This window comes from Stenotrophomonas sp. TWI273, from assembly GCF_039674765.1.
Classification (GTDB): Bacteria; Pseudomonadota; Gammaproteobacteria; order Xanthomonadales; family Xanthomonadaceae; genus Stenotrophomonas.
In genome coordinates, this window is record NZ_JBDJOA010000002.1 from 188,304 (window position 1) to 209,396 (window position 21,093).

Genomic DNA, 21,093 nt, shown 5'->3' on the forward strand with positions numbered 1-21,093 from the left:
GCCTCCTGCCGCCCTATCGATGCCGGTCACTGCCGTGCATCGCCCCCACCATTTCGGGTCCGGCCATGCCGGAGGAAGACTGATGATCAAGATCGTGCTGGCAGGGCTGTTCATCGCCTGCGTGCTGTACATCCATTACCGCGGCAAAGTGCGTGCGCGCTGGTCGCGCCAGCTGCTGGACCACTCCAGCTTCATGGCCCCGATCAACGTGATCATGTACGCGTTCTCGAAGGTACCGACCACGCCGTTCCTGGATCCGGGCAAGGAATTCCCGCAGCTCGAGCCGCTGCGCCAGAACTGGCAGATGATCCGCGACGAAGCGCTGGCCCTGCGCGACGCGGACAAGATCGCCGCGTCCAGCACGTTCAACGATGCCGGCTTCAACTCGTTCTTCCGTCGTGGCTGGAAGCGCTTCTATCTGAAGTGGTACGGCCCCTCGCACCCCTCGGCCAAGGCGCTGTGCCCGAAGACCACCGCGCTGCTGGAATCACTGCCGGACGTGCGTGCGGCGATGTTCGCCCAGCTGCCCTCGGGCAGCGAACTGCGCCCGCACCGCGATCCCTTCGCCGGCTCGCTGCGTCTGCACCTGGGCCTGGCCACGCCGAACGACGATGGCTGCTACATCGTGGTGGATGGCATCAAGAAGAGCTGGCGTGATGGCGAGTGGATGATGTTCGATGAGACCTACATCCACCACGCGCACAACGAGACGCCGGACGACCGCGTGATCCTGTTCTGCGACATCGCCCGCCCGCTGCGCTTCGGCCTGCCGGGCCTGTTCAACCGCGCGGTGGCGTCCACGCTGCTGGCCGGTGGCGCCTCGCCGAACCTGCCGGGCGACCCCACCGGTGGGGTCAACAAGGCGTTTGGCGGCGTGTACAAGGTGCGGCTGAAGGCCAAGGCGCTGCGCGAGCGCAGCGTGGTGGCCTACCAGGTGATCAAGTGGGGCCTGGTGGTGGCGGTGATTGCTGGGATCTGGGCGATCTGAGGCCTTGGGGTTCAGGGGGTTGCCGGCCAGCGGCCGGCACTACCGGAAACGCAAAAAACCCGCGCTGTCGCCAGCGCGGGTTTTTTGTTTGTCCGCATGCATCGCGGTTTCAGGGCGCACCGACCAACGGTCGGTGCCTACCCCTTCATTGCCGGGGCCGGCCGATCAACACCCGGGCCGAAGGCGACCGGTAGAGCCGACCGGTAGAGCCGACCGTTGGTCGGCTGACCGCGCGAAGCGCGGCAACGATCGACACCGACGCTTGACGCATCAGCCCTTCAGGGCCGCCGCCACGAAGGGCGGGGTGACCAGCACGCCGGTGTGCAGCGCGGCGGTGTAGTACAGCGTGTCGAACGACTTGCCAGCCGAATCGGCCTGGCGGAAGTCGAAGCTGCTCTCGCCCTTGCGGGCCAGGGTCACGCTCCACCAGCCGGTCGGGTAGCACGGCTGCGGGAACGGCAGGGTCTTGAACGAACCGAAGCCGGCCTTGCCCATCTCGGTGCGCATTTCGTTGATCAGGTCCAGCTGCATCAGCGGCGATTCGGACTGCTGCACCAGGATGCCGTCGTCCTTCAGGGCCTTGAAGCAGCTCTCGTAGAACGCCTTGTTGAACAGGCCTTCGCCCGGGCCGACCGGATCGGTCGAATCCACGATCACCACGTCCACGCTGCCGGCCGGGCAGTTGGCCATGTAGGCCACGCCGTCGTCGAACATCAGCTCGGCGCGCGGGTCGTCGTTGGAATCGCACAGCTCCGGGAAGTGCTTGCGGGCCATCACGGTGACCTGCTCATCGATGTCGCACTGGGTCACGCTCTCCACGCCTTCGTGCTTGAGCACTTCGCGCAGGGTGCCGCAGTCGCCGCCGCCGATGATCACCACGCGCTTGGGCGCGGCATGGGTAAACAGCACCGGGTGGCTGATCATCTCGTGATAGAAGAAGTTGTCCTTGCTGGTCAACATGATGGCGCCATCGATGGTCATCAGGTTGCCCCAATCGGTGGTCGCGAAGATCTCGATCTTCTGGAACGGCGACTGCACTTCATCCAGCTTGCCGGTCAGGCGGTAGCCGATGGCCGAGCCGGTGCGCTCGAAATGCTCGATGTACCAGTTGTTGTTGTCAGTCATGGAATAGCAGTCCTGTTCGGAAGGGTGTTGGAGCCGGGCTGGCGGCGGTGCCGCGTGGCGCAAGCCACGTCCGGACGGGTTGCCCGTTCAGGTTTCAAGCCTGAGCACGGGCGCGGGCGCGCATGATAACGGAGCTGTCGCCACATAGGCGTTATCATGCACCCCCTTTTTTACCAACCAGGCCCACTGAAATGACCGATTGGTCCCTCGACCAAGCCCGCAAGACCTACTCGATTCCGCATTGGGCGGATGGCTACTTCGACGTGGATCAGGCAGGACACATGGTGGTGAGACCGACTGGCCAGGACGGCCCGGTGGTGTCATTGCCCAAGATCGTGGACGCCGCCCGCGAGGCCGGCGCCAAGCTGCCGCTGCTGGTGCGCTTCCCGGATATCCTGGGCCAGCGCCTGGGCAAGCTGCAGGCCGCGTTCGCGCAGGCGCAGACCGACTGGGACTACCCGGGCGGCTACACCGCCGTGTACCCGATCAAGGTCAACCAGCACCGTGGCGTGGCCGGCACCCTGGCCAGCCACCACGGCGAGGGTTTCGGCCTGGAAGCGGGCAGCAAGCCCGAGCTGATGGCCGTGCTCGCGCTGTCGCGCCCGGGCGGGCTGATCGTCTGCAATGGCTACAAGGACCGCGAGTACATCCGCCTGGCCCTGATCGGCCGCAAGCTGGGCCTGCAGACCTTCATCGTGATCGAGAAGCCGTCCGAGCTGAAGCTGGTGCTGGAGGAATCCAAGGCGCTGGACGTCAAGCCGGGCCTGGGCGTGCGCATGCGCCTGGCCTCGCTGGGCGCGGGCAAGTGGCAGAACAGCGGTGGCGACAAGGCCAAGTTCGGTCTTTCGCCGCGCCAGCTGCTGGACCTGTGGAAGTCGCTGCGCGATACCGAATACGCCGACTGCCTGAGCCTGCTGCATTTCCACATGGGCTCGCAGATCTCCAACGTGCGCGACATCGCCAATGGCATGCGCGAAGCCACCCGCTACTTCGTGGAACTGTCGCGCCTGGGCGCGAAGATCACCCACGTGGACGTCGGTGGTGGCCTGGGCGTGGATTACGAAGGCACCCGCTCGCGCAGCTTCTGCTCGATCAACTACGGGCTGAATTCGTACGCCAGCAACATCGTGCAGCCGCTGGCCAATGCCTGCGAAGAGCACGGCCTGACCCCGCCGCGGATCGTCACCGAGTGCGGCCGCGCGATGACCGCGCACCACGCGGTGCTGATCGCCAACGTCTCCGAGGTGGAAGAGGCGCAGGAAGGCCGCGTGCCGGACCAGCACGACGACGAGCCGGCGGCGATCCGCCACCTGCGTGAGATCCACGCCGAGCTCGATGAGCGCCCGGCGGTGGAGCTGTTCCAGGAAGCGCAGCACTTCCATGCCGAAGGCCTGTCCAGCTATGCGCTGGGCCAGATCGACCTGCCGCAGCGTGCGCGCATCGATGACCTGTTCTACGCCATCGCCCATGCGGTGCGTGCGCGCCTGAGCTACGACGAGAAGAGCCATCGCCCGGCGCTGGACGAGTTGAACGAACGCCTGGTGGACAAGTATTTCGTCAACTTCAGTGTGTTCGAGTCGATTCCCGATGCGTGGGCGATCGACCAGGTGTTCCCGATCGTGCCGATCGAGCGCCTGAACGAGCAGCCCGAGCGTCGCGGCATCATCGCGGACATGACCTGCGATTCGGACGGCATGGTGAAAACCTATGTCGAGAACGAGAGCCTGGATACCTCGCTGCCGCTGCATGCGCTGAAGTCCGGTGAGAGCTACCGCATCGCGTTCTTCATGGTGGGCGCGTACCAGGAAATCCTGGGCGATATCCACAACCTGTTCGGTGATACCGACGCGGTGGAAGTGCTGGCCGATGCCGATGGCTACGCGATCACCCAGCAGCGCCGCGGGGATACCACCGATGTGATGCTGGACTACGTGGGCTACAGCCTGGCCGACCTGCGCGCCAGCTACGCCGAGCGCGTGGCGGCCGCGAAGCTCTCGCCCGAGCGCGCGCAGGAACTGTCCGAGGCATTGGAAGCGGGTCTGACCGGCTACACCTACCTGTCCGACGAGCCCCTGGCGTAAACCGGTGGCGACGGGTGATGGCCTTCGGGCCTCACCCGGCCGTCCGTAGCGTCGGGCACTGCCTGGCGGCCCCCTCAAGGCACCTGGAAACCCCATGAGCGCCCGCGCGATCTTTCATCTGTTCCTGCATGCAGCCGTGCCGGCGGTGCTGGCGTGGATGTTCTGGCGCAAGCGTTTCATGTCCGCCTGGGTGCTGATGCTGCTGGGCTGGATCATCGATCTGGACCATCTGCTGGCCGACCCGATCTACGCCCCTAACCGCTGCAGCATCGGTTTCCATCCGCTGCACACTGCACCGGCGATCGCGGTGTATGCGGGGCTGTGTGTACCGAAGAAGACGCGCCTGTTCGGGATCGGGCTGATGATCCACATCGTGCTGGATGCCATTGATTGCTGGTGGATGCACCAGACCCGTTGAACCACCGGTCCCCGGTAGAGCCGACCGTTGGTCGGCTGACGCAAACCTGGGCGCGTTCGGGTGCTCGCGAAAAGCAGCCGACCAACGGTCGGCTCTACCCGGTGGCTGGTCAGCCGGCCGGCAACGTCAACGTCGCCCGCAACCCCGGCGCGCCATTGGCCAGCACCAGCGTCCCGCCGTAACTCTCGGCGATGTCCGCCACGATCGACAATCCCAGGCCGCTCCCCGAAGCACGCTCATCCAGCCGCACGCCGCGTTCCAGCACACGCTCCAGCTGCTCTGGCGGGAGTCCCGGACCATCATCGGCCACGGTGATGCGCAGCTGCGTACCCTCCCGTGCCACGTCCACGCGCACTGCCTGCGCGGCCCACTTGCCCGCATTGTCGAGCAGGTTGCCCAGCATCTCTTCCAGATCCTCGCGCGCACCAGCGAACACACCCGCGGTGTCGCTGTCGCACGCAAAACGCAGCCCGCGCGCGGTATGCACGCGCTGCATCAGCCCGCACAGTGCGCTCACCACCGGTGCCACCGGCGTGCGCTGCTGGCTGTCCGCGCCCAGGCCTGCAGCGAGGTAACGATCGATGCTGGCCTGCATGCGCGCGGTCTCGCTGCGCAGGGTCTGCCGCCAGTCGCTGCCGTCGCCCTCGGCCTCGGTGGTGAGCACGGTCAGCGGCGTCTTCAGCGCATGCGCGAGGTCTTCGGCGCTGCGGCGTGCGCGCACCACCATGCGCTGGTGATGATCGAGCAGCGCGTTGAGCTGGCCGGCCAGTGGCGCGACTTCCTTCACCAGGCCCTGCTGCGGAAAGCGTACGTTCTCGCCGTTGCGGACCTGCCCGGCAATGCGGCCCAGTTCGGCCAGCGGCCGCAGGCCGTAATGCACCTGGGTGACCAGCACGCCGAACCACAGCGCGATCAGCACGGCCAAGGCAAGCGCGGTGCGCTGCCGGAAGCTGGCGACCTGGGCATCCAGCGGGCTGCGGTCGGTGGCGACCATCACGATCACCGGCGCGGCGGCGCGGGGCAGGGTGACCTGCTGGGCCAGCACACGCAGGGATTGCTGCAGCGGGCCGCGAGCATCGAAGGCCTGCGCAGGCCCCGGTTGCAGTGCGCTCGGCGCGGCCAGCGAGCCGTCCCAGAGCGAGCGCGATTGCCCCAGCGGGCGGCCCTGCGGGTCCAGCACCTGCCAGTAGTCGCCGGAGAACACACGGCGGTAGCGCTCGTCGGCCAAGGTGTCGCGCCACTGCAGCTGGCCGTTGGCATCGCTCTCGGCCAGTGCCAGTACCGCGATCAGATCGTTGCCCAGGCGCTCATCCATCGCGGTGCGCGCCGAACGCTCGAACATCGCGCCCAGCCACCACGTGGCCAGTGCCGAGACCAGCACCAGGCCCAGGCCACCGGCGACCAGCAGGCGGGTGCGCAGCGAGCCGGTGGTCATGGCGTCGCCGAGAGGCGGAAGCCCTGGCCGCGATGCGTGTGGATCAGCTCGCTGCCGAGCTTGCGGCGGATGCGGCCGATCAGTACATCGAGCGTGTTGGAATCTGGATCGAAGCCGTCTTCGTAGACGTTCTCGCCCAGCCGGGAACGGCTCAACACCGTGTCCGGGTGATGCATGAAGTAGCTGAGGATGCGGTGCTCCTGCGCGCTGAGTGCCAGGGGCGAGCCGTCCAGCTCGAAGCGGCCGGCGTTGACGTCCAGCACCAGCGGGCCGCACTGCAGGCGCGGATGCGCGTGACCGGCACTGCGGCGGATCAGGGCGCGCAGGCGCAGCAGCAGTTCTTCGGGCTGGAAGGGTTTGGTCAGGTAGTCGTCGGCACCGGCATCGAAGCCGGCCAGTTTGTCGTGCCAGCGGGCGCGGGCGGTCAGTACCAGCACCGGAAAGTCGCGCCCGGCCTGGCGCCAGCGTTCGATCACGCTCAGCCCGTCCAGGCCCGGCAGGCCCAGATCGACCACGGCCGCGGCGATGTCCTCGATCTGCCCCTGGTACTCGGCATCCCGGCCCTCCGCACTGTGGATGACCACATAGCCGGCCTCTTCCAGCAGCGTCTGCAGCCGGCTGGCGAGCAGGGCGTCATCTTCGGCGAGCAGCACGCGCATCAGTCTTTTTCCATCTTCAGCAGGCGGCCGGTGGCGGCATCGTAATCCAACTCCATCACCACGCCCTCCGGGCCAAGGATCTCGATCTCGTACTTTCCGTCATCCAGTTCCACCTCGATCAGCTTGCCGGGGTAGCGACGCAGCGCGTCGGCGACGACCTGCTCCAGCGGCACGAACCGGCCCTGCCGCACCGCCTGGCGAACGCTGTCCTGCTGATGGCTGCCACCGTCGAGGACCCGCATCGGGTCCTGCGGGGCGAGGGTCAGCAGCAGGGGCAGGATCAGGGACAGGGCAGACATGCGGGCACGCAGGCGAAGGGCGGGCACCGGTATACCCGGGCTGTCTAAACAGTATCTAACAGTCCCCCTCATGGTCCGGTTAGGCGCGGTGGCCAGACTGGCGGTGCCGGAATGGACCGGTGCCCCCCTCAAGGATTCCCATGAAGACGATGATTGCCGCTACCGCCCTGGCCGCTGCGCTGTTCGCCACCCCGGCCTTCGCCGCCAACCTGTCGGCTGCCCAGGTCCAGGCCAAGCTGAGCGCGGCCGGCTACACCCAGGTGCATGAGCTGGAGCACGACGATGGCGTGTGGGAAGCAGACGTGACCCGCAAGGATGGCACGGTCGATGAAGTGATCATCGATGACACCAAGGGCGAGATCTTCGATCCGCGCGATGGCCGCGCCGTGCTGGACGCCGGGCAGATCCTGGCGCTGGCCGGCAAGGCCGGGTTGACGCAGATCGACTCGCTCGAGCGCGATGGCGCCACCTGGACCCTGGATGCGCGCAATGCCCGCAACCAGCGCGTGGAAGTACGCATGAGCGGTCACGACGGCCGCGTGCTGGCCAGCAAGCGCGATGGCTGGTGGGACTGATCCGGCCGCGCCACCGCGCGCTGGATGTACGAACGGCCGGATTTCCCCGGCCGTCCGCGCATGTGCCTGGGGGCGGCAGCGCTTACCAGCGCGCCGGGTAATCCCAGTAGCCCGGGCCGCGGCCGTAACCGCCGTAACCATCGAAACCGTCGTAACCGTACGGGCCGAAGAAGCCGGGGCCCTTGCCCTCGCTCACCCGGATGTTGACGTTGACGTTGCGGGTGTTGCCCTCGTCCGTGGTGTAGTTCTTGCTCAGATTGAGCTCGGCCGCGTTGTAATGGCTGTTGCCGTAATTCTCGGAATAGCCGATGCCGGTGGTGAAGCTGCCGTTGACCCGCAGCTTGTCATCGGTCACGTGGGCGATGCCGTTGGCGGCCCGGTCGGTGGAACGCCGGCCGGTGCGGTCACCGTAGAACGTGCCCGGCGGATCGCCGCGCAGCGACTGATCGCTCAGGTACTGCAGGGGGGCGTCCGGGATGCTCAGGTCCAGCCCGGTCGAGGACTGCGGGCCGGTGGCGCCTGCGGCAGACTGGGCCAGCGCCACACCGGGCAGGGACAGGCACAGCAGCAGGAGAAGCAGGCGGATCATGAGAGGCTCCGGAGCAGACAGGCGGGACGGCCGACAGCGCTGACGCTAGCAGCCGTAGTTTGAATGATGCCTGTCATGGCGTGTGTTGCAAGGGGAACTCAGCCCAACCGGTCAAATCCGAACAGCGTGGACAGCGGATGCCGGCGGCGTTCGATCTGCGCCCGCAGCAGTCCGGCGCCGATCATCGAGTAGGTGATCCCGTTGCCGCCGTAGGCCATCGCGAACAGTACCCGTGGCCCCCATTGCGGGTGCGGGCCAAAGAACGGCAGGCCATCGTGGGTCTCGGCGAACGTGCCGCCCCAGGAGAAGGCCGGCTGCAGCGGCAGGTGCGGGAACAGTTTGGCGGTCTTCTTGAGCAGCTTGCCGGTCTTGCTCTCCACCCGCCGGTCGCGCCGCGCCGGGAGATCGATGGCATCGTCCTCACCACCGATCAGCAGCCGGTGGTCGCCGGTACTGCGCAGGTAGAGATAGGGGCGCGCCGATTCCCAGGCCATCGTCTCGCGCAGCGGGCCGAGCAGGTCCGGGTGGATCGGATCGGTGATGAAGGCATAGCTGCTGCGGTTGCGGGCCACCGAGGGCTTCAACCAGCGCTGCCCGGCATAGCCGGTGGCCAGCACCACGTGGCGGGCACGGATGCGCGCGCCGCCCAGGGTGGTCGCGGTGACGCCGCGCGGGGTCGGGGTGAGCGTATCCAGCACGGTGCGGTCATAGACGCCGCAGCCGCGCGTGTGCAGCCGCATCAGCAGCCGGTAGGTGAGCCGGTAGGGGTCGATGCGTGCGGCGAGCGCACTGAGGATCGCGCCCGGTGCGCGGATACCGTACTCGTCTGCGACCGCCTCGCTGTCCAGCCAGCGCACATCGAAGCCGTGCCTGGCACGCAGCGCGCATTCTTCAACCAGTACGGCCTGATGCCCGCGCTTGCTCGCGTAGTACAGGCTGGCCATGCGGTGGCAATCCACGTCGCGGAACGGCGCGGCCACCGCGCAGATGGCCGGGATCGCCTCGGCACAGGCCTGGTAGGCCTGCACGGCGGCGTCCTCGCCATAGCGTTGGGCAAGATCGATGAGATGGGTGTCGATCTCGTACTGCAGCAGCGCGGTGCTGGCCGCCGTGCTGCCCCAGCCGATGTCGCGTTGTTCGATCAGGGCCACATCGTGCCCGTGCGCGCACAGCTCGTCGGCGATCAGCGCGCCGCTGATGCCGCCGCCGACTACCAGCACCTCACAGTTGAGATCTTTCTCCAGCGGTGGAAACGCATGCATCAGGCCGTTGCGCACGGCCCAGAACGGGTATCCGCTCTTCAGATCCATGGCAGCCTCAGGCGGTGGGGTGGCCGGTGTGCGGGGTCTGGATCAGCTCCGTCAGGTCAAAGCCCTGCAGCCGCGCCTGGGCCAGGTAGTGCTCCTGCGTGGTGCGGTCGAGCGTGGGGGTGCGCGAGAGCAGCCAGAGGAACTTGCGGTCCGGGCTGCCGACCAGCGAGACGCTGTAATCCGGGGCGATCTGGATCACCCAGTAGTCGCCCTTGGTGAAGGGCAGCCAACGCAGGCCTTTGGGCAGGAAGCTGACCTCCAGCCGCGCGGTGTCGTTGTCCACGGGGCAGGCTTCGCCATCGGCTTCCTCGATCTCGTTGCCCATGCGGCAGCGGTTGACCACGGCGACATGGCCGTTGTCTTTCAGGCTGTAATGCGCGGAGACATCCGTGCAGCCTTCCGGCTCGTGCTTCATCGGCAGGCGGGCGATCTCGTACCAGGTGCCCAGGTAACGCGGCAGCTTGAGGTCGGGAACGGTTTTCAGGTCGGGCTGTGTGGTCATGGGCAACGGCTGGTGGGAATGCGATCCCACGATGCCGGGGCTGCTGCCACGGCCGGGTGAAGCCGGGGCGAGTGCGGTGTCGAGAACGCTGCGTTGTCGATGCGTCATGCTCCGGCCGCGTGGGCGGCGCTATGCTGGGGCGGGGCGCCATGAGCGCTTCTTTCAACAGCGATGGAGATGCGGATGTACCAGCTGATTCTGCTCAAGAGCGAAAATGGCGTTGCCCGCCAACAACGGGAGACGGCCGATGATGTGGTCGACCATGAAGGCGTGACCTACACCCTGCGCGCCGGGCCGCGGCAGCCGCTGCCGACCGATCATGCCTGGGACGAGATCGCGGTCTACGCGCCCGAAGAGATCACCGAGGAAGAGTTCCAGGACTGGTATGCGCGCCTGCAGCCGCAGGTCGAAGAGCTCCGCCTGAAGTACTGAGGGGCCGCATACCTGTTCTGAACGGGGCCCGGTTTATAGTCGCGGGCAGGCGCGGTGGTCCGCGCGAACCGTTGGTGCTGGCGTGTCGCTTCGTCATTCTTCGTTTGTGGTGCGGTCGTTGTCGTGGCTGCTGTTGTTCGCCTGGCTTGGCGCCGCGCCGGTCGCTCTCGGGCAGGCCACGGATCCGCCCCCGGATACGGCCAAACAACTGGTCCAGGCCGAAAAAGCGCTGCGCGCCACCAGTGATGCGCTGGAGGATGCGGGCACCACTGAAACCCTGAAGGCGCTGTCCGACCGCGCCCTGGCCGTCCAGCGCGATGCCGACGGCCTGCAGAGCGCCCTCGACCCGCAGCTTCAGCAGGTGGATGCGCGGCTTGAGCAGCTTGGCCAGGTCGCCGAGGGCACCGTCGAGCCGCCGGAAGTGAGCCGGCAGCGCAAGGCGCTGAACCAGCAGAAGGCCGACATCACCGCGCAGATCGCCCGCGCCAAGCTGCTTTCAGTGGATGCCAAGCAGCTCGGCGAGCGCATCGAGAAGATGCGGGTCACCCAGTTCAGCGAACAGCTGAGCCGCAAGGTCGCCTCACCGCTGTCGCCTGCGCTGTGGCGCAGCTTCGCCAAGGATGTGCCGGACGATGTGCACCGCCTGGCCATTCTTTATCGGCTGGGCGAAGACGCGGCCCGCAAGGCCATTGCCAAGCATGGCTGGAACGCGCCCTTGATCGGGCTGGCGGTCGCACTGGTGATGTTCTTCCCGTTGCGGCTGTGGCTGCGCGCGCTGGGGCGCCGCTTTGCCGCCTCCGAGCGTGCACCCGATGGACGCCTGCGCCGCTCTGGCCTGGCGGTGTGGCTGCTGCTGGTCGGCACGCTGTTGCCGGGCCTGGCGGCGGTGGCGCTGGTGGAGTCGCTGGATGCGATCGGCGCGATCCCGCCGCGCCTGCAGCAGGTGGCCGAGACGTTCGAGATGGCCACCTTCGTGGCGGCTTTCATCGCTGCGCTCAGCGCCTGTCTGCTGGTACCCAAGCGCCCGTCGTGGCGGCTGCTGCCGCTGGATGACAGTGCGGCGTTGCGGCTGCGCAAGTACGCGTGGGGCGCGGCCGGCCTGACCTGGCTGAGCATCATGCTGGCTGCCCTCGACCATGCAGCCCGCACCAGCGAGGTGACCACGGTGGCCGCCGATGGGTTGATGGCGCTGACCTACCTGGGGCTGATCATCGCGATCCTGACCTCGCTGGCGCGCATGCACAACCGCCAGGCGGCCGAGGCCGCCGAGGCCGAAGCACGGGCCGATCCCCGCGCCGGTGGCGATGGCAAGGTGCGCGGGGCGCCTCGCCGCAGTGGCTGGATCGTGCTGGCGCGCCTGGTCGGCCACATCGCCGTGGCTGCGGCGGTGATCGCCACACTGCTGGGGTATCTCAACTTCGCGCTGTTCGTGGCCCAGCAGCTGGTCTGGGTCGCGGTGGTGTTCATGGCGGTCTCGCTGCTGCTCAAGTTTGCCGATGACCTGGCCACCTGGGTGCTCGCGCCCAGCAGCCGTGCCGGGCAGACCATCGTGTTGACCACCGGGCTCAGTGAGTCGCGGGTGGAGCAGGCCGGCGTGCTGCTCTCGGCGGTGCTGCGGGTCGGGGTGATCGTGCTGGGCGTGCTGATGCTGGCCGCGCCATTCGGCAACCTCAACGCTTTCCTGGGCGGGCTGGACTCGTTGTCCGGCGGCCTGAAGATCGGTGAGACCACGCTCCGGCCGGGCAGCGTGCTGTATGCGGTGCTGGTGTTCCTGGTGGTGTGGGCGGTGATGCAGACCTTCCAGCGCTGGCTGAGCGATACCTATCTGCCCAAGACCGAGCTGGATGCCGGTGCGCGCAACTCGATCAGCACCGTCACCCGTTATCTCGGCATCATCGCCGCGGTGCTGTGGGGCGTCACCGCGCTGGGCATCGGCCTGGAGAAGCTGGCGCTGGTGGTCAGCGCGCTGTCGGTCGGTATCGGTTTCGGTCTGCAGGCGATCACCCAGAACTTCGTCTCGGGCCTGATCCTGCTGGCCGAGCGGCCGGTCAAGATCGGCGACTGGGTCAAGCTGGGCGACCAGGAAGGCGACATCAAGCGGATCAGCGTGCGCTCGACCGAGATCCAGGTCGGCGACAAGTCCACCTTGATCGTGCCCAATTCCGAGCTGATCACCAAGACCATCCGCAACATGACGATGGGGAACGCGCAGGGCCGGATCCAGATCCAGTTCTCGGTGCCGTTGAACACGGACGTGGCCGCATTGCGGCAGATCCTGCTGGATGCCTACACCGATCACCCGGGCGTGCTGAGCGACCCGGCACCGTCGGTGTTCATCGACTCGATCGCCAATGGGCAGATCGCGATCAACAGCTTTGCCTACGTGTCAGGCCCGCGTGCGGTATACGGCGCGCGCAGCGAGCTGTACTTCACGGTGCTGCAGAAGTTTGCGGCGGCCGGGATCGCGTTGTCTTCGCCGACCGATATCCATCTGGTGCGGGATCCAGCGGCGACGCCGGACCCGGACGCATAACAAGGCCGGCAGGTACCGGCCGCTGACCGGTACCGTCGCGATCCAGGTAGTGCCGGCCGCTGGCCGGCAGCTGCACGATGCAGAGAGAACCGGGAGCCGGCCAGCGGCCGGCACTACCGACACGAACGGCGGACCGCCCCCGATGTCGGTCGGGAGGGCCGGATCAGCCGCGGTTGCCGCGGCGCGACGGCACCAGCGCGAAGGTATCCACGGCGAGCTTCTCGGCGTGGTTCAACCACGCCCGTACTTCCAGATCATCGACCTCGTGGTCCAGGCCGAAGCTCAGGTTGATGCGACCCTCGGCATCCGGCTGTACCCACTGCTGGGCGACCACCACCTTGCGCTGCGAGGAGACCGCTTCGATCCAGAAGCCGCGGTCGGGTGACTGCTTGGTCACCAGCTGCACCATGTACTGGCCGGCCCGGGTGCGGCGACCCTTCTGCGTGATCATGTGCGCCTGGCGGATGCTCGGGCGCGGGCCGTTGAACGGATCCAGCGGGCCATCCACCGCCACGCCCCCGCGCAGCTGGTCATCGCGGAACAGCTTGATGCCCTTGTCCTGGTTGACCAGCATCGCGCACCAGTCGCCATCGGCCGAGCCGTCCTCGAACGCGGTGCAGCGATCCACGTAGGCCAACGTATTGGACGGATCGGCAAGATCGAACTGCTTGGAAGTGTTCTCCAGGTAGACCGATTTCAGATCCCAATGCTTGTCGTACTCCAGCAGCACCGGCGGTTGCACATGCTGCAGGCCGATCACCACCTGGTTGTCGTCATCGATGCGCAGCTGGCGGGTCTTGTCGCCCAGCCACAGCGAGCGCGAGAACGCCAGGTAACGCGGGTAGTCCTTGCCGTTATCGCGGAACACCGCGGCGCTGGCACTGTCCGAACGTTCCGGGTGCAGCAGCGAGCGACCGAAGCCGATCGAATCGATGGCCGGGTCGATCAGGCTCAGCAGGGTCGCGCCCGAATCCAGCGTCGAACCGGCCGGCGCGGTCAGCTGGCGCGGGGCGATGTCCTTGCCCAGGAACAGCAGCAGGTTCTCGCGGTCCTGCTTGGCGAGGATGTGGCTGAGATCATTCGGCATGGCCAGGTGATCGGAAGCGATCACGATCAGGGTGTCTTCGCCGTACGGGCTGGCCTGGATGCGGTCGACCAGCTTGGCGATCAGCCCGTCGGTGCACTTGAGCGCATTGAGCATGCCGATGTTGCCGTGCTCGCTCTGGTAGCGGGTGCCTTTGCAGGCCACCGGCAGGTGCCCGGCGGGGTGATGGGTGTCCATCGTCAGCGTGGTCAGCATGAACGGCTCGCCCTTGCGCGAGAGCTGCACGAAGCGGTCGTATGCCTTGTCCAGCAGCACATCGTCATGCACGCCCCACGGCGAGAAGTGCGCGCGGGTGATCTTCTGCTGCTTGAACCAGGCCAGGTCATCCACGGTATCGAAGCCATGCGTGGCCAGGAACTGGCCTTTGCCGGCGAACTGGCCGTTGGCCCCGCCCAGGTAGTGATTGGTGTAGCCCTGCTGCTTGAGGTAATCGCCCAGGCAGACCGCTTCGGGCAGGAAGCTGCCCATGCGCCCCATGCTGTTTTCGTCTTCCTTGGCGGTGGTCAGCGGCACACCACACATCGAGGAGACCAGGCCGGCGATGGTCCAGCCACCGCCTTCGGCCGAGACCAGCCCGCGCACGTCCAGCGACTGCGCGGCCAGACGGTTGATGTTGGGCATCAGGTCCGGGAACGTTTCTTCATTGAGATAGGTGCGCTCCAGGCTTTCGCCGTAGATCCACACGATGTTGCGCGGCTTGGTCAGCGGTTGCGTGGGCACGCGGTACTCGGCCTTGACCATGCTGTAGTCGACCGGGCGCATCTGCTGGTACAGACGCTGGCCATCGCTGTACAGCGGGCTCACCACGATGGCGACGAGCCACATCGCCATGAAGCCGGCAAACACCGCCTTGCCATGCGCGGGGCGGTGCCGACGACGCAGGCGCGCCAGCAGCAAGGGGGTGAGCGAGACCAGGGCCAGCGCGATGAAGCCGGCGATGTAGTGCTTGAAGTCGGCGACACCGGCGCCTTCCATGTCCGCGCCGAGGTGGTACAGCGTGGCGGCATTGAGACCGTCACCGGACAACTTGTTGATCAACCACCACGCACTGAGGGTCAGCAGCAGCAATGACATGAGGCTTGCCTTCCACCACACCCACTTGTCAGATGCGAGGAACAGCCAGGCGAGCAGCAACAGTGACAGCAGCAGGATCCAGAGCATAAGCACTTTTGGCAGTGGAGACAGGTGGTGATGGACGCCATGACGACGTATGTCCCATCCGACCGGCTGTCCCAACCACACATGCATGACAAGCCGATGACTCGATCATGCCTGCACGAACCTGACTGAAATGTTTGTTGAAAACGACAATGAACATCCCGCTTCGCACTGCGATATGCGACGTAAAACGCGCGTGAAGAAGCGCGCGCGATGCTGCACTGCATCGCGCGTGTTCAGGGTCGGCTGAAGGCGTGACGTGCGTGCGAACGTGTCACCGGTGCCCGCGTTCTTCCTTGGAGCGTGCGCGACGATCAAAGATCAGCGCACTGAGGATGATGCCCAATCCGAGGACCACGCCGATCAACATCAAGGTGAATGCGATCGCCGGATAGCCGAACAGATGCCAGCCGGTATCGACCTTCATCATCATCGCCGCAGCGAGTATCAGTGCGGCGGTGACGATGCCGGCAGAGACGCGGTTGGCGATCTTCTGCAGGTTCTCCATCAGGCGGGATTCTTCCAGCCCGGTGACTTTCATCTGCAGGCGGTTCTCGGCGAGCAGCGCGAGGATGTCGGTCATCTTGCGCGGCCCATCGCGCAGCAGCTGCTGCATCTCCATCGCCTCGCTGGCGAGATTGGCGGCGGACAGGGATTTCTTCAGTCGCGCCCGCATCACGTGCTGCAGCTGTTTCTCCACGATGCGCCGGGTATCCAGGTCCGGCGACAGCAGCCGACACACGGTTTCCAGATTCAACAGCGCCTTGCCGAGCAGGCTCAGCTCCGGCGGGGTGCGCAGGCCGCTGGCGGTGGCGATGCGGACCAGATCAAGAACGACCCGGCCTTCGGAGAAGCTGCTGTTGGCGGCATAGCGCGCGATGATCTGCCCAGTCTCGCGCAGGTAACGTTCTTCATCGAAGAACTCCAGCCGCGTGCTGATGCCGATGATCTCATCGGCGACTTCTTCGCCGCGCCCATCCACTGCCGCGAACAGCAGTTTCAACAGGCGCTCGCGCAGGCGTGGCGGCATGTGCGCGACCATGCCCAGATCGAAGATCGCCAGGCGACCGGCCGGCGTGACGCGAAGATTGCCGGGATGCGGATCGGCGTGGATCTCGCCATGCACGAAGATCTGGTCCACATAGCCACGGATCAATGCCGCAGCGAGCGGCGCCATCGGCTGCTCGGTGCGCCGCACGTCGGGGATCATGTCCACGCGCACGCCCTGGGCCAGCTCCATGGTCAACACGCGGTGGCTGCAGTAATCCCAGATCGGCTGCGGCACCCACAGTGGTTTGAACGGCTTGAGATGCTGGCCGAAGCGTTGCAGGTTCTCGGCCTCGGCCTGGTAGTCCAGCTCCTGCATCAGGGTCTTGGCGAACTCATTGAGCCAGTCGCGCAGGCGCACGCGGCGTCCGACCTGGGTGAGATGGTCGGCGGCCAGCGCAAAGCTGCGCAGCACGTCCAGATCCGAGCGCAGCTGGGCGGCGACCTCCGGCTTCTGCACCTTGACCGCGACCTGGCGGCCATCGTGAAGCTCGGCGCGGTGCACCTGGGCGATCGAGGCGCAGCCCAGCGGGACGGGGTCGAAGCTGGCAAACAGCTTGGACACCGACGCGCCCAGTTCCTTTTCGATGATCGCCGCGACGCGCTCGACCGGGATCGGCGCGACGTTCTCCTGCATGCGCTCCAGGGCCGTGGCGAATTCCACCGGCACCATGTCCGGGCGGGTGGAGAGCATCTGGCCCAGCTTGACGAAGGTCGGCCCCAGCGATTCCAGGTCGGTGACGAACTGTTCCGGGTTGCCCTCCGGTGGCACATCGTGGACCGCACCTGCGTCCAGGTTCATGCCGGAAAACACGCCGGAATTACGGTAGCGCAACAGCAGGCGCAGGATCTGGCTGCGGCGGTTCATGCCCTTGACCAGCGACGGCGAACCGGGAAGGACGGGCGTGGTGTTCAAGCAGGACTCCGGGGCGACGATCACCGGCAGTGTGGCCGGGCGGCAGTGGTGGACTGGTGAATCCGCTCCGGCTACCGCGACAGGGGTCGGATCGGTCAGAATCGGCGCTCCCGCTTCCTCCTTTGGATCCACCATGGCCGGTGCCAGTCTGTTCGCGTTGCTCGATGACATTGCGTCCCTGCTGGACGATGTGTCGGTGCTGACCAAGGTCGCGGCCAAGAAAACCGCCGGCGTGCTCGGCGACGACCTCGCGCTGAACGCCCAGCAGGTGACCGGCGTCAGCGCCAACCGTGAGCTGCCGGTGGTGTGGGCAGTGGCCAAGGGCTCGCTGGTCAACAAGGCGATCCTGGTGCCGGCCGCGTTGGCGATCAGCGCCTGGCTGCCGTGGGCGATCACCCCCCTGATGATGATCGGTGGCGCCTTCCTCTGCTACGAGGGCGTGGAGAAGCTGGCGCACCGCTTCCTGCATTCGCGCGATGAGGATGAGCAGCGCAAGGCCGAGCGGGCCAAGGCCCTGGCCGACGAGAAGGTGGACATGGTCGCGTGGGAGAAGGACAAGGTGAAGGGCGCGATCCGCACCGACTTCATTCTGTCGGCGGAGATCATCGTGCTGTCGCTGGGCGTGGTCTCCAGCGCGCCGTTCCTCAACCAGGTCAGCGCGCTGGTGGTGATCGCGCTGGCGATGACGGTGTTTGTCTACGGCCTGGTCGCCGGCATCGTCAAACTCGACGATCTGGGCCTGTACCTATCGCGCAAGGGCGCGGCGCTGGCTGCGGTGGGCCGGGGCCTGCTGGTGGCGGCGCCGTGGCTGATGAAGTTCCTCTCGGTGGCCGGTACCGCAGCGATGTTCCTGGTCGGGGGCGGCATCCTGGTGCACAGCATCGCGCCGCTGCATCACGCCATCCTAGCGATGGGCGGCGATGGCAGCTGGGGCTGGTTGATCAACGCGCTGGGCAACGTGATCGTCGGCGTGGTGATCGGCGCGGTGGTCCTGGCAGCGGTGACCGGGTTCCAGAAGTTGCGCGGGGCCAAGCCCGCGCACTGAGGGGCGACCCCATCAGGCCGGCTCCCAGCCGCGCAGGGCCTCCAGCTCGGCGCGGGCGCGGGCCAGCCGGCGGCCGGACAGCGCGTCGATCGCGCGCTGCAGCCACGGTGAGGCCGGTGCGCGCTGGGCCCAGCGGCGGGCAACGACCCACGCGGCCAGCATGGCCAGCGTCCCCGCGCCCAGCGAGGCCAGCAGCCACGGTGCGGCAAAGGCGCCCAGATCCACGCCCCACGCCTGCCAGGCCAACAGCACCGGCACGGCCAACCATAGCCAGCACCACGGCAGGCCGAGCAGCAGCTCGGTCAGTGCGGTATGGCGGCGCAGCGCCGCCAGCTGCTGCGATTGCGCCAGCACCGTCTGCGTCGGCTGCAACTGCCGGCGGCGATGCAGGCGGGTGATGCTGGCGATGATCACCGCGATGCAATAGGCATGCAGCGCCAACGCACTGAGCATCACCGCCAGCGGAGGGTGCTGCCACCACTGGCTGCCGCAGTACACCGCCACGGCCAGCCAGACCACCAGCTGCAGCCCCTGCCACAGGCTGAACAGGCCCAGCTGGCGTTGGACACTGCGGTGCCGATGGCTGCGCCACGCCTCCAGCGCGAAGCCCTCCTGCGCATCGGTGGGCTTGCCGACGCTGTTCCACAGCTGCTTGAGTTCATCCGGTTGCATGGCGCGGGCCTCGGTCGGTGGGGTTCAGGCGCGTGCGCAGTTGCTGGCGCAGGCGGTGCAGGCGGGTGGAGACGTTGGCGACGCTGATGCCCAGTACCTCGGCGATCTGCCGGTGGTCGTGATCGTCCAGGTGCAGCAGCATCAGGGCACGGTCCAGTGGCGGCAGCGCATGGATGGCGACCTCCAGCTGGTGCAGGGCATGGCGTTGCTCGGGCGGTGCACGGTCGTCGGCGGCAGGCAGCGCGTCGTCCAGCGGCGTGTGGTGGCGCTGGCGATGCTGCTGGCGACGCCATTGCGAGATCGCCACGTTGAGCGCAAGCCGGTATAGCCAGGTGGAGAAGCGCGCCCGCGCCGGGTCGAAATCCTCGAATGCCGCCCACGCCTGCACGCTGATCTCCTGGACCAGATCGAGCCGATCCTCCGGGTGGCGGCAATAGCCGCGCGCCACCTTCAGCACGATGCCGCGGTGCTGTTCCAGCAGCGCGGCGAAGCGCGGGCGCAGATCGATGTCGGTAGCGGGCAGTGTCATGTCCATACCCGGATGATTCGCGCCGGTGCGCGGAATATCACAGGCGCGGGCTCAGCGCGGTGGCTCGGCCGCCAGTACGCGGTTCTTGCCGACCCGCTTGGCCGCATACAGCGACGCATCGGCGCGCCGCAGCAGCGCCTCGGCCGGCTCGCCGGGCTGCCATTGCGCCAGCCCGGCGCTGAAATGCACCGGCACGCGCTGTTCGTCCAGCGGCAGCGGCCGCTGTGCCAACGAGCGCTGCAGCCGCAGCAGGGTGGACATGCTGTCCGCCGCAGGTGTTTCCGGCAGCAGCAGCACGAACTCATCGCCGCCGAGCCGGGCGATGGCATCGCTGCTGCGCAGGTGCAGCTGGCAGACGGTTACCAGGTGGCGAAGCACCGCATCGCCACCGGCATGGCCATGCAGGGTATTGGTCTGATGGAAATCGTCCAGATCCAGCAGGGCCAGCGCCAGCGGATGGCCGTGGCGGGCGGCACGCGCCAGTTCGCGCTCCAGCAGCTCGTCCAGACCGCGGCGGTTGAGCGCACCGGTCAGCGGATCGGTGCGGATCAACCCGGCGACCTCGCGCAGCTCCTGTTCCAGCTCGGCGATGCGCTGTTCGGCCTGTTCCACTTCACGGCGTGCATTGCCCAGGTGATCGCGCGCCTGCAGGGCCTGATCCTGCACGCGGCCGGTGTCCTGCAGCACGTCCTGCAGCAGCTGGTTGAGGTCGGCGATGCTGCGCGCTTCCTTCAGGGCCAGCGCGTAGCTGCTGATCCGGTCATGGTATTCGCCCGTGCTCACCGCCATGCCGTCCAGGCGCTCGATGAAGCCCCCCATGACGTTCTTCATCGCCGCCTTGGATTCGACGATGCCCTGCTTGAGCAGCCCCTGCTTGTAGATCACCTCGCGCAGGTTGGCGCGCGCCTGTTCGACCGAATCGCGATCCAGCGGGCCGCCGATCAGCGAACGCACCGCGTGGACCTGGCCATGCAGCCAGCTGCTGTCATCCAGCAGCTCGCTGATGTTGTCCAACAGCAGATCGAACAGACTCAGCAGCAGCTCCTGCTGTTCCTGCCAGCCATCGCTGCGCACGCCGATCTGGTGCGAGAGCTCGCGCAGCCGCTGTTCGATCGGCTGCAGCGGCTGGCCGGGATGCCAGTGGCGCAGTTCACCGGCCAGCTGCACCGGCTCCTCGCGCAGTTCCGGCATGTTCTGCAGCAGGCTGGCCACGGTCACCCCGACGGTATGCCGCAGCAGCTCGCGCAGGCGCAGGCTGTCGGGCTGGCCATCCGGGGATTCCTGCTCGATGGTGCGGATGTACTTGTCGATCAGCTGGCGCATCGCGCGGCCATAGCTGACCCAATCCGCGCTGCGCTGCGCCGACTGCAGGCGCAGGCCCATGTCGCCCAGCTCGCCGGGCAGGGTGGACATGCCATTGGCGAACGCAGCCAGCAGCGGCTCGGGCGCATCGATGCCGGCGAACAACCGTTGCAGCATCGCGCTGCTGCCCCCCTTGGGGCCGGGCGCCGGCTCGCTGGCGGCCTCCACCCCCGTGCCCACGCTCTGCCGCCGCGACAACAGCCGCCCGACGGCGGTGCCGGGGCTGGGGGGAGCGTCGTGCGGGTCCGTCATGCGGCAGATCCTTGCAGGGCACGGCCGGAGGCCGGAGCGGTGGAGAGGTGGGAACAGTATC

Annotated in this window: 18 protein-coding genes and 1 pseudogene; 7 read left to right on the forward strand and 12 right to left on the reverse strand. The window is 67.1% G+C overall.

The window, feature by feature from the left end; all coding sequences use genetic code 11:
- Positions 1–82: 82 nt before the first annotated feature.
- Positions 83–988, forward strand: a complete 906-nt coding sequence (locus ABE571_RS03240; protein WP_172407521.1) for an aspartyl/asparaginyl beta-hydroxylase domain-containing protein — start codon at positions 83–85, stop codon at positions 986–988.
- A gap of 270 nt (positions 989–1,258) precedes the next feature.
- On the opposite strand, the gene speE is transcribed toward ABE571_RS03240, so the two are convergent.
- Entirely contained in the window at positions 1,259–2,113 is an 855-nt protein-coding gene (gene speE, locus ABE571_RS03245; RefSeq protein ID WP_313212452.1) for a polyamine aminopropyltransferase, read from the reverse strand.
- Between the two features lie 191 nt (positions 2,114–2,304).
- Here speE and speA point away from each other — a divergent pair, with 191 nt between their 5' ends.
- On the forward strand, positions 2,305–4,194 hold the full coding sequence (gene speA / locus ABE571_RS03250) for an arginine decarboxylase (protein WP_313219397.1): 1,890 nt from the start codon (positions 2,305–2,307) through the stop codon (positions 4,192–4,194).
- Between the two features lie 94 nt (positions 4,195–4,288).
- Positions 4,289–4,612, forward strand: a complete 324-nt coding sequence (locus ABE571_RS03255; protein WP_313212454.1) for a DUF6122 family protein — start codon at positions 4,289–4,291, stop codon at positions 4,610–4,612.
- A 109-nt stretch (positions 4,613–4,721) separates the two neighbouring features.
- Here the strand turns inward: ABE571_RS03255 and ABE571_RS03260 are convergent, their stop codons facing one another.
- From ABE571_RS03260 to ABE571_RS03270, 3 genes are read right to left on the reverse strand one after another with little or no spacing between them, the layout of a single operon-like run.
- A complete protein-coding gene (locus ABE571_RS03260) occupies positions 4,722–6,047 on the reverse strand; it encodes an ATP-binding protein (RefSeq protein ID WP_346493174.1) in 1,326 nt (441 codons plus the stop codon).
- Positions 6,044–6,706, reverse strand: a complete 663-nt coding sequence (locus ABE571_RS03265; RefSeq protein WP_346493175.1) for a response regulator transcription factor — start codon at positions 6,704–6,706, stop codon at positions 6,044–6,046. The genes ABE571_RS03260 and ABE571_RS03265 overlap by 4 nt, the downstream gene beginning before the upstream one ends.
- Positions 6,706–6,948, reverse strand: a complete 243-nt coding sequence (locus ABE571_RS03270) for a PepSY domain-containing protein (RefSeq protein WP_313212462.1) — start codon at positions 6,946–6,948, stop codon at positions 6,706–6,708. Before ABE571_RS03270 ends, ABE571_RS03265 begins: the two co-directional genes overlap by 1 nt.
- A gap of 197 nt (positions 6,949–7,145) precedes the next feature.
- On the opposite strand from ABE571_RS03270, the gene ABE571_RS03275 reads away from it, so the two are divergent.
- The gene (locus ABE571_RS03275) at positions 7,146–7,580 is read left to right on the forward strand and encodes a PepSY domain-containing protein (protein WP_313219401.1); all 435 of its coding nucleotides are present in this window, start codon (positions 7,146–7,148) and stop codon (positions 7,578–7,580) included.
- 82 nt (positions 7,581–7,662) lie between these two features.
- On the opposite strand, the gene ABE571_RS03280 is transcribed toward ABE571_RS03275, so the two are convergent.
- From ABE571_RS03280 to ABE571_RS03290, 3 genes are all read right to left on the reverse strand, one after another.
- On the reverse strand, positions 7,663–8,169 hold the full coding sequence (locus tag ABE571_RS03280; protein WP_346493176.1) for a hypothetical protein: 507 nt from the start codon (positions 8,167–8,169) through the stop codon (positions 7,663–7,665).
- Between the two features lie 98 nt (positions 8,170–8,267).
- On the reverse strand, positions 8,268–9,479 hold the full coding sequence (locus tag ABE571_RS03285) for an FAD-dependent oxidoreductase (RefSeq protein ID WP_346464469.1): 1,212 nt from the start codon (positions 9,477–9,479) through the stop codon (positions 8,268–8,270).
- Positions 9,480–9,486: 7 nt separating this feature from the next.
- On the reverse strand, positions 9,487–9,981 hold the full coding sequence (locus ABE571_RS03290; RefSeq protein ID WP_123729936.1) for a lipocalin family protein: 495 nt from the start codon (positions 9,979–9,981) through the stop codon (positions 9,487–9,489).
- 183 nt (positions 9,982–10,164) lie between these two features.
- Between ABE571_RS03290 and ABE571_RS03295 the strand changes: the two genes are divergently transcribed.
- Together ABE571_RS03295 and ABE571_RS03300 are read left to right on the forward strand one after the other, a co-directional pair.
- Positions 10,165–10,413: a hypothetical protein gene (locus ABE571_RS03295; protein WP_313212460.1), complete on the forward strand. Its 249-nt coding sequence runs from the start codon at positions 10,165–10,167 to the stop codon at positions 10,411–10,413.
- Between the two features lie 118 nt (positions 10,414–10,531).
- Complete coding sequence (locus tag ABE571_RS03300) at positions 10,532–12,946, forward strand: DUF3772 domain-containing protein (RefSeq protein WP_346465899.1); 2,415 nt, start codon at positions 10,532–10,534, stop codon at positions 12,944–12,946.
- A 163-nt stretch (positions 12,947–13,109) separates the two neighbouring features.
- On the opposite strand, the gene ABE571_RS03305 is transcribed toward ABE571_RS03300, so the two are convergent.
- Positions 13,110–15,212, reverse strand: coding sequence for a phosphoglycerol transferase I (locus tag ABE571_RS03305; RefSeq protein WP_346482159.1), 2,103 nt, complete (start codon positions 15,210–15,212; stop codon positions 13,110–13,112).
- Between the two features lie 271 nt (positions 15,213–15,483).
- Positions 15,484–17,139: pseudogene (locus tag ABE571_RS03310) on the reverse strand (AarF/UbiB family protein); the annotation flags it as partial.
- Between the two features lie 166 nt (positions 17,140–17,305).
- Between ABE571_RS03310 and ABE571_RS03315 the strand changes: the two are divergent.
- Entirely contained in the window at positions 17,306–18,217 is a 912-nt protein-coding gene (locus ABE571_RS03315; protein WP_121040668.1) for a DUF808 domain-containing protein, read from the forward strand.
- A 12-nt stretch (positions 18,218–18,229) separates the two neighbouring features.
- On the opposite strand, the gene ABE571_RS03320 is transcribed toward ABE571_RS03315, so the two are convergent.
- Genes ABE571_RS03320 through ABE571_RS03330 form a run of 3 tightly spaced genes read right to left on the reverse strand, consistent with a single transcriptional unit; the run spans position 18,230 to position 21,032 of the window.
- Positions 18,230–18,889, reverse strand: a complete 660-nt coding sequence (locus ABE571_RS03320; RefSeq protein ID WP_346464461.1) for a hypothetical protein — start codon at positions 18,887–18,889, stop codon at positions 18,230–18,232.
- Positions 18,876–19,424, reverse strand: coding sequence for a sigma-70 family RNA polymerase sigma factor (locus tag ABE571_RS03325; RefSeq protein WP_346493177.1), 549 nt, complete (start codon positions 19,422–19,424; stop codon positions 18,876–18,878). The genes ABE571_RS03320 and ABE571_RS03325 overlap by 14 nt, the downstream gene beginning before the upstream one ends.
- A gap of 45 nt (positions 19,425–19,469) precedes the next feature.
- Complete coding sequence (locus tag ABE571_RS03330; protein WP_346493178.1) at positions 19,470–21,032, reverse strand: diguanylate cyclase; 1,563 nt, start codon at positions 21,030–21,032, stop codon at positions 19,470–19,472.
- Positions 21,033–21,093 lie beyond the last annotated feature (61 nt).

Coding starts and splice junctions, on each gene's coding strand:
- ABE571_RS03275 (WP_313219401.1), top strand. CDS start 7,146: ATGAAGACGATGATTGCCGCTACCGCCCTGGCCGCTGCGCTGTTCGCC.
- ABE571_RS03270 (WP_313212462.1), bottom strand. CDS start 6,948: ATGCGGGTCCTCGACGGTGGCAGCCATCAGCAGGACAGCGTTCGCCAG.
- speA (WP_313219397.1), top strand. CDS start 2,305: ATGACCGATTGGTCCCTCGACCAAGCCCGCAAGACCTACTCGATTCCG.
- ABE571_RS03320 (WP_346464461.1), bottom strand. CDS start 18,889: ATGCAACCGGATGAACTCAAGCAGCTGTGGAACAGCGTCGGCAAGCCC.
- ABE571_RS03285 (WP_346464469.1), bottom strand. CDS start 9,479: ATGGATCTGAAGAGCGGATACCCGTTCTGGGCCGTGCGCAACGGCCTG.
- ABE571_RS03290 (WP_123729936.1), bottom strand. CDS start 9,981: ATGACCACACAGCCCGACCTGAAAACCGTTCCCGACCTCAAGCTGCCG.
- speE (WP_313212452.1), bottom strand. CDS start 2,113: ATGACTGACAACAACAACTGGTACATCGAGCATTTCGAGCGCACCGGC.
- ABE571_RS03240 (WP_172407521.1), top strand. CDS start 83: ATGATCAAGATCGTGCTGGCAGGGCTGTTCATCGCCTGCGTGCTGTAC.
- ABE571_RS03280 (WP_346493176.1), bottom strand. CDS start 8,169: ATGATCCGCCTGCTTCTCCTGCTGCTGTGCCTGTCCCTGCCCGGTGTG.
- ABE571_RS03260 (WP_346493174.1), bottom strand. CDS start 6,047: ATGACCACCGGCTCGCTGCGCACCCGCCTGCTGGTCGCCGGTGGCCTG.
- ABE571_RS03315 (WP_121040668.1), top strand. CDS start 17,306: ATGGCCGGTGCCAGTCTGTTCGCGTTGCTCGATGACATTGCGTCCCTG.
- ABE571_RS03305 (WP_346482159.1), bottom strand. CDS start 15,212: ATGCTCTGGATCCTGCTGCTGTCACTGTTGCTGCTCGCCTGGCTGTTC.
- ABE571_RS03330 (WP_346493178.1), bottom strand. CDS start 21,032: ATGACGGACCCGCACGACGCTCCCCCCAGCCCCGGCACCGCCGTCGGG.
- ABE571_RS03265 (WP_346493175.1), bottom strand. CDS start 6,706: ATGCGCGTGCTGCTCGCCGAAGATGACGCCCTGCTCGCCAGCCGGCTG.
- ABE571_RS03255 (WP_313212454.1), top strand. CDS start 4,289: ATGAGCGCCCGCGCGATCTTTCATCTGTTCCTGCATGCAGCCGTGCCG.
- ABE571_RS03295 (WP_313212460.1), top strand. CDS start 10,165: ATGTACCAGCTGATTCTGCTCAAGAGCGAAAATGGCGTTGCCCGCCAA.
- ABE571_RS03325 (WP_346493177.1), bottom strand. CDS start 19,424: ATGGACATGACACTGCCCGCTACCGACATCGATCTGCGCCCGCGCTTC.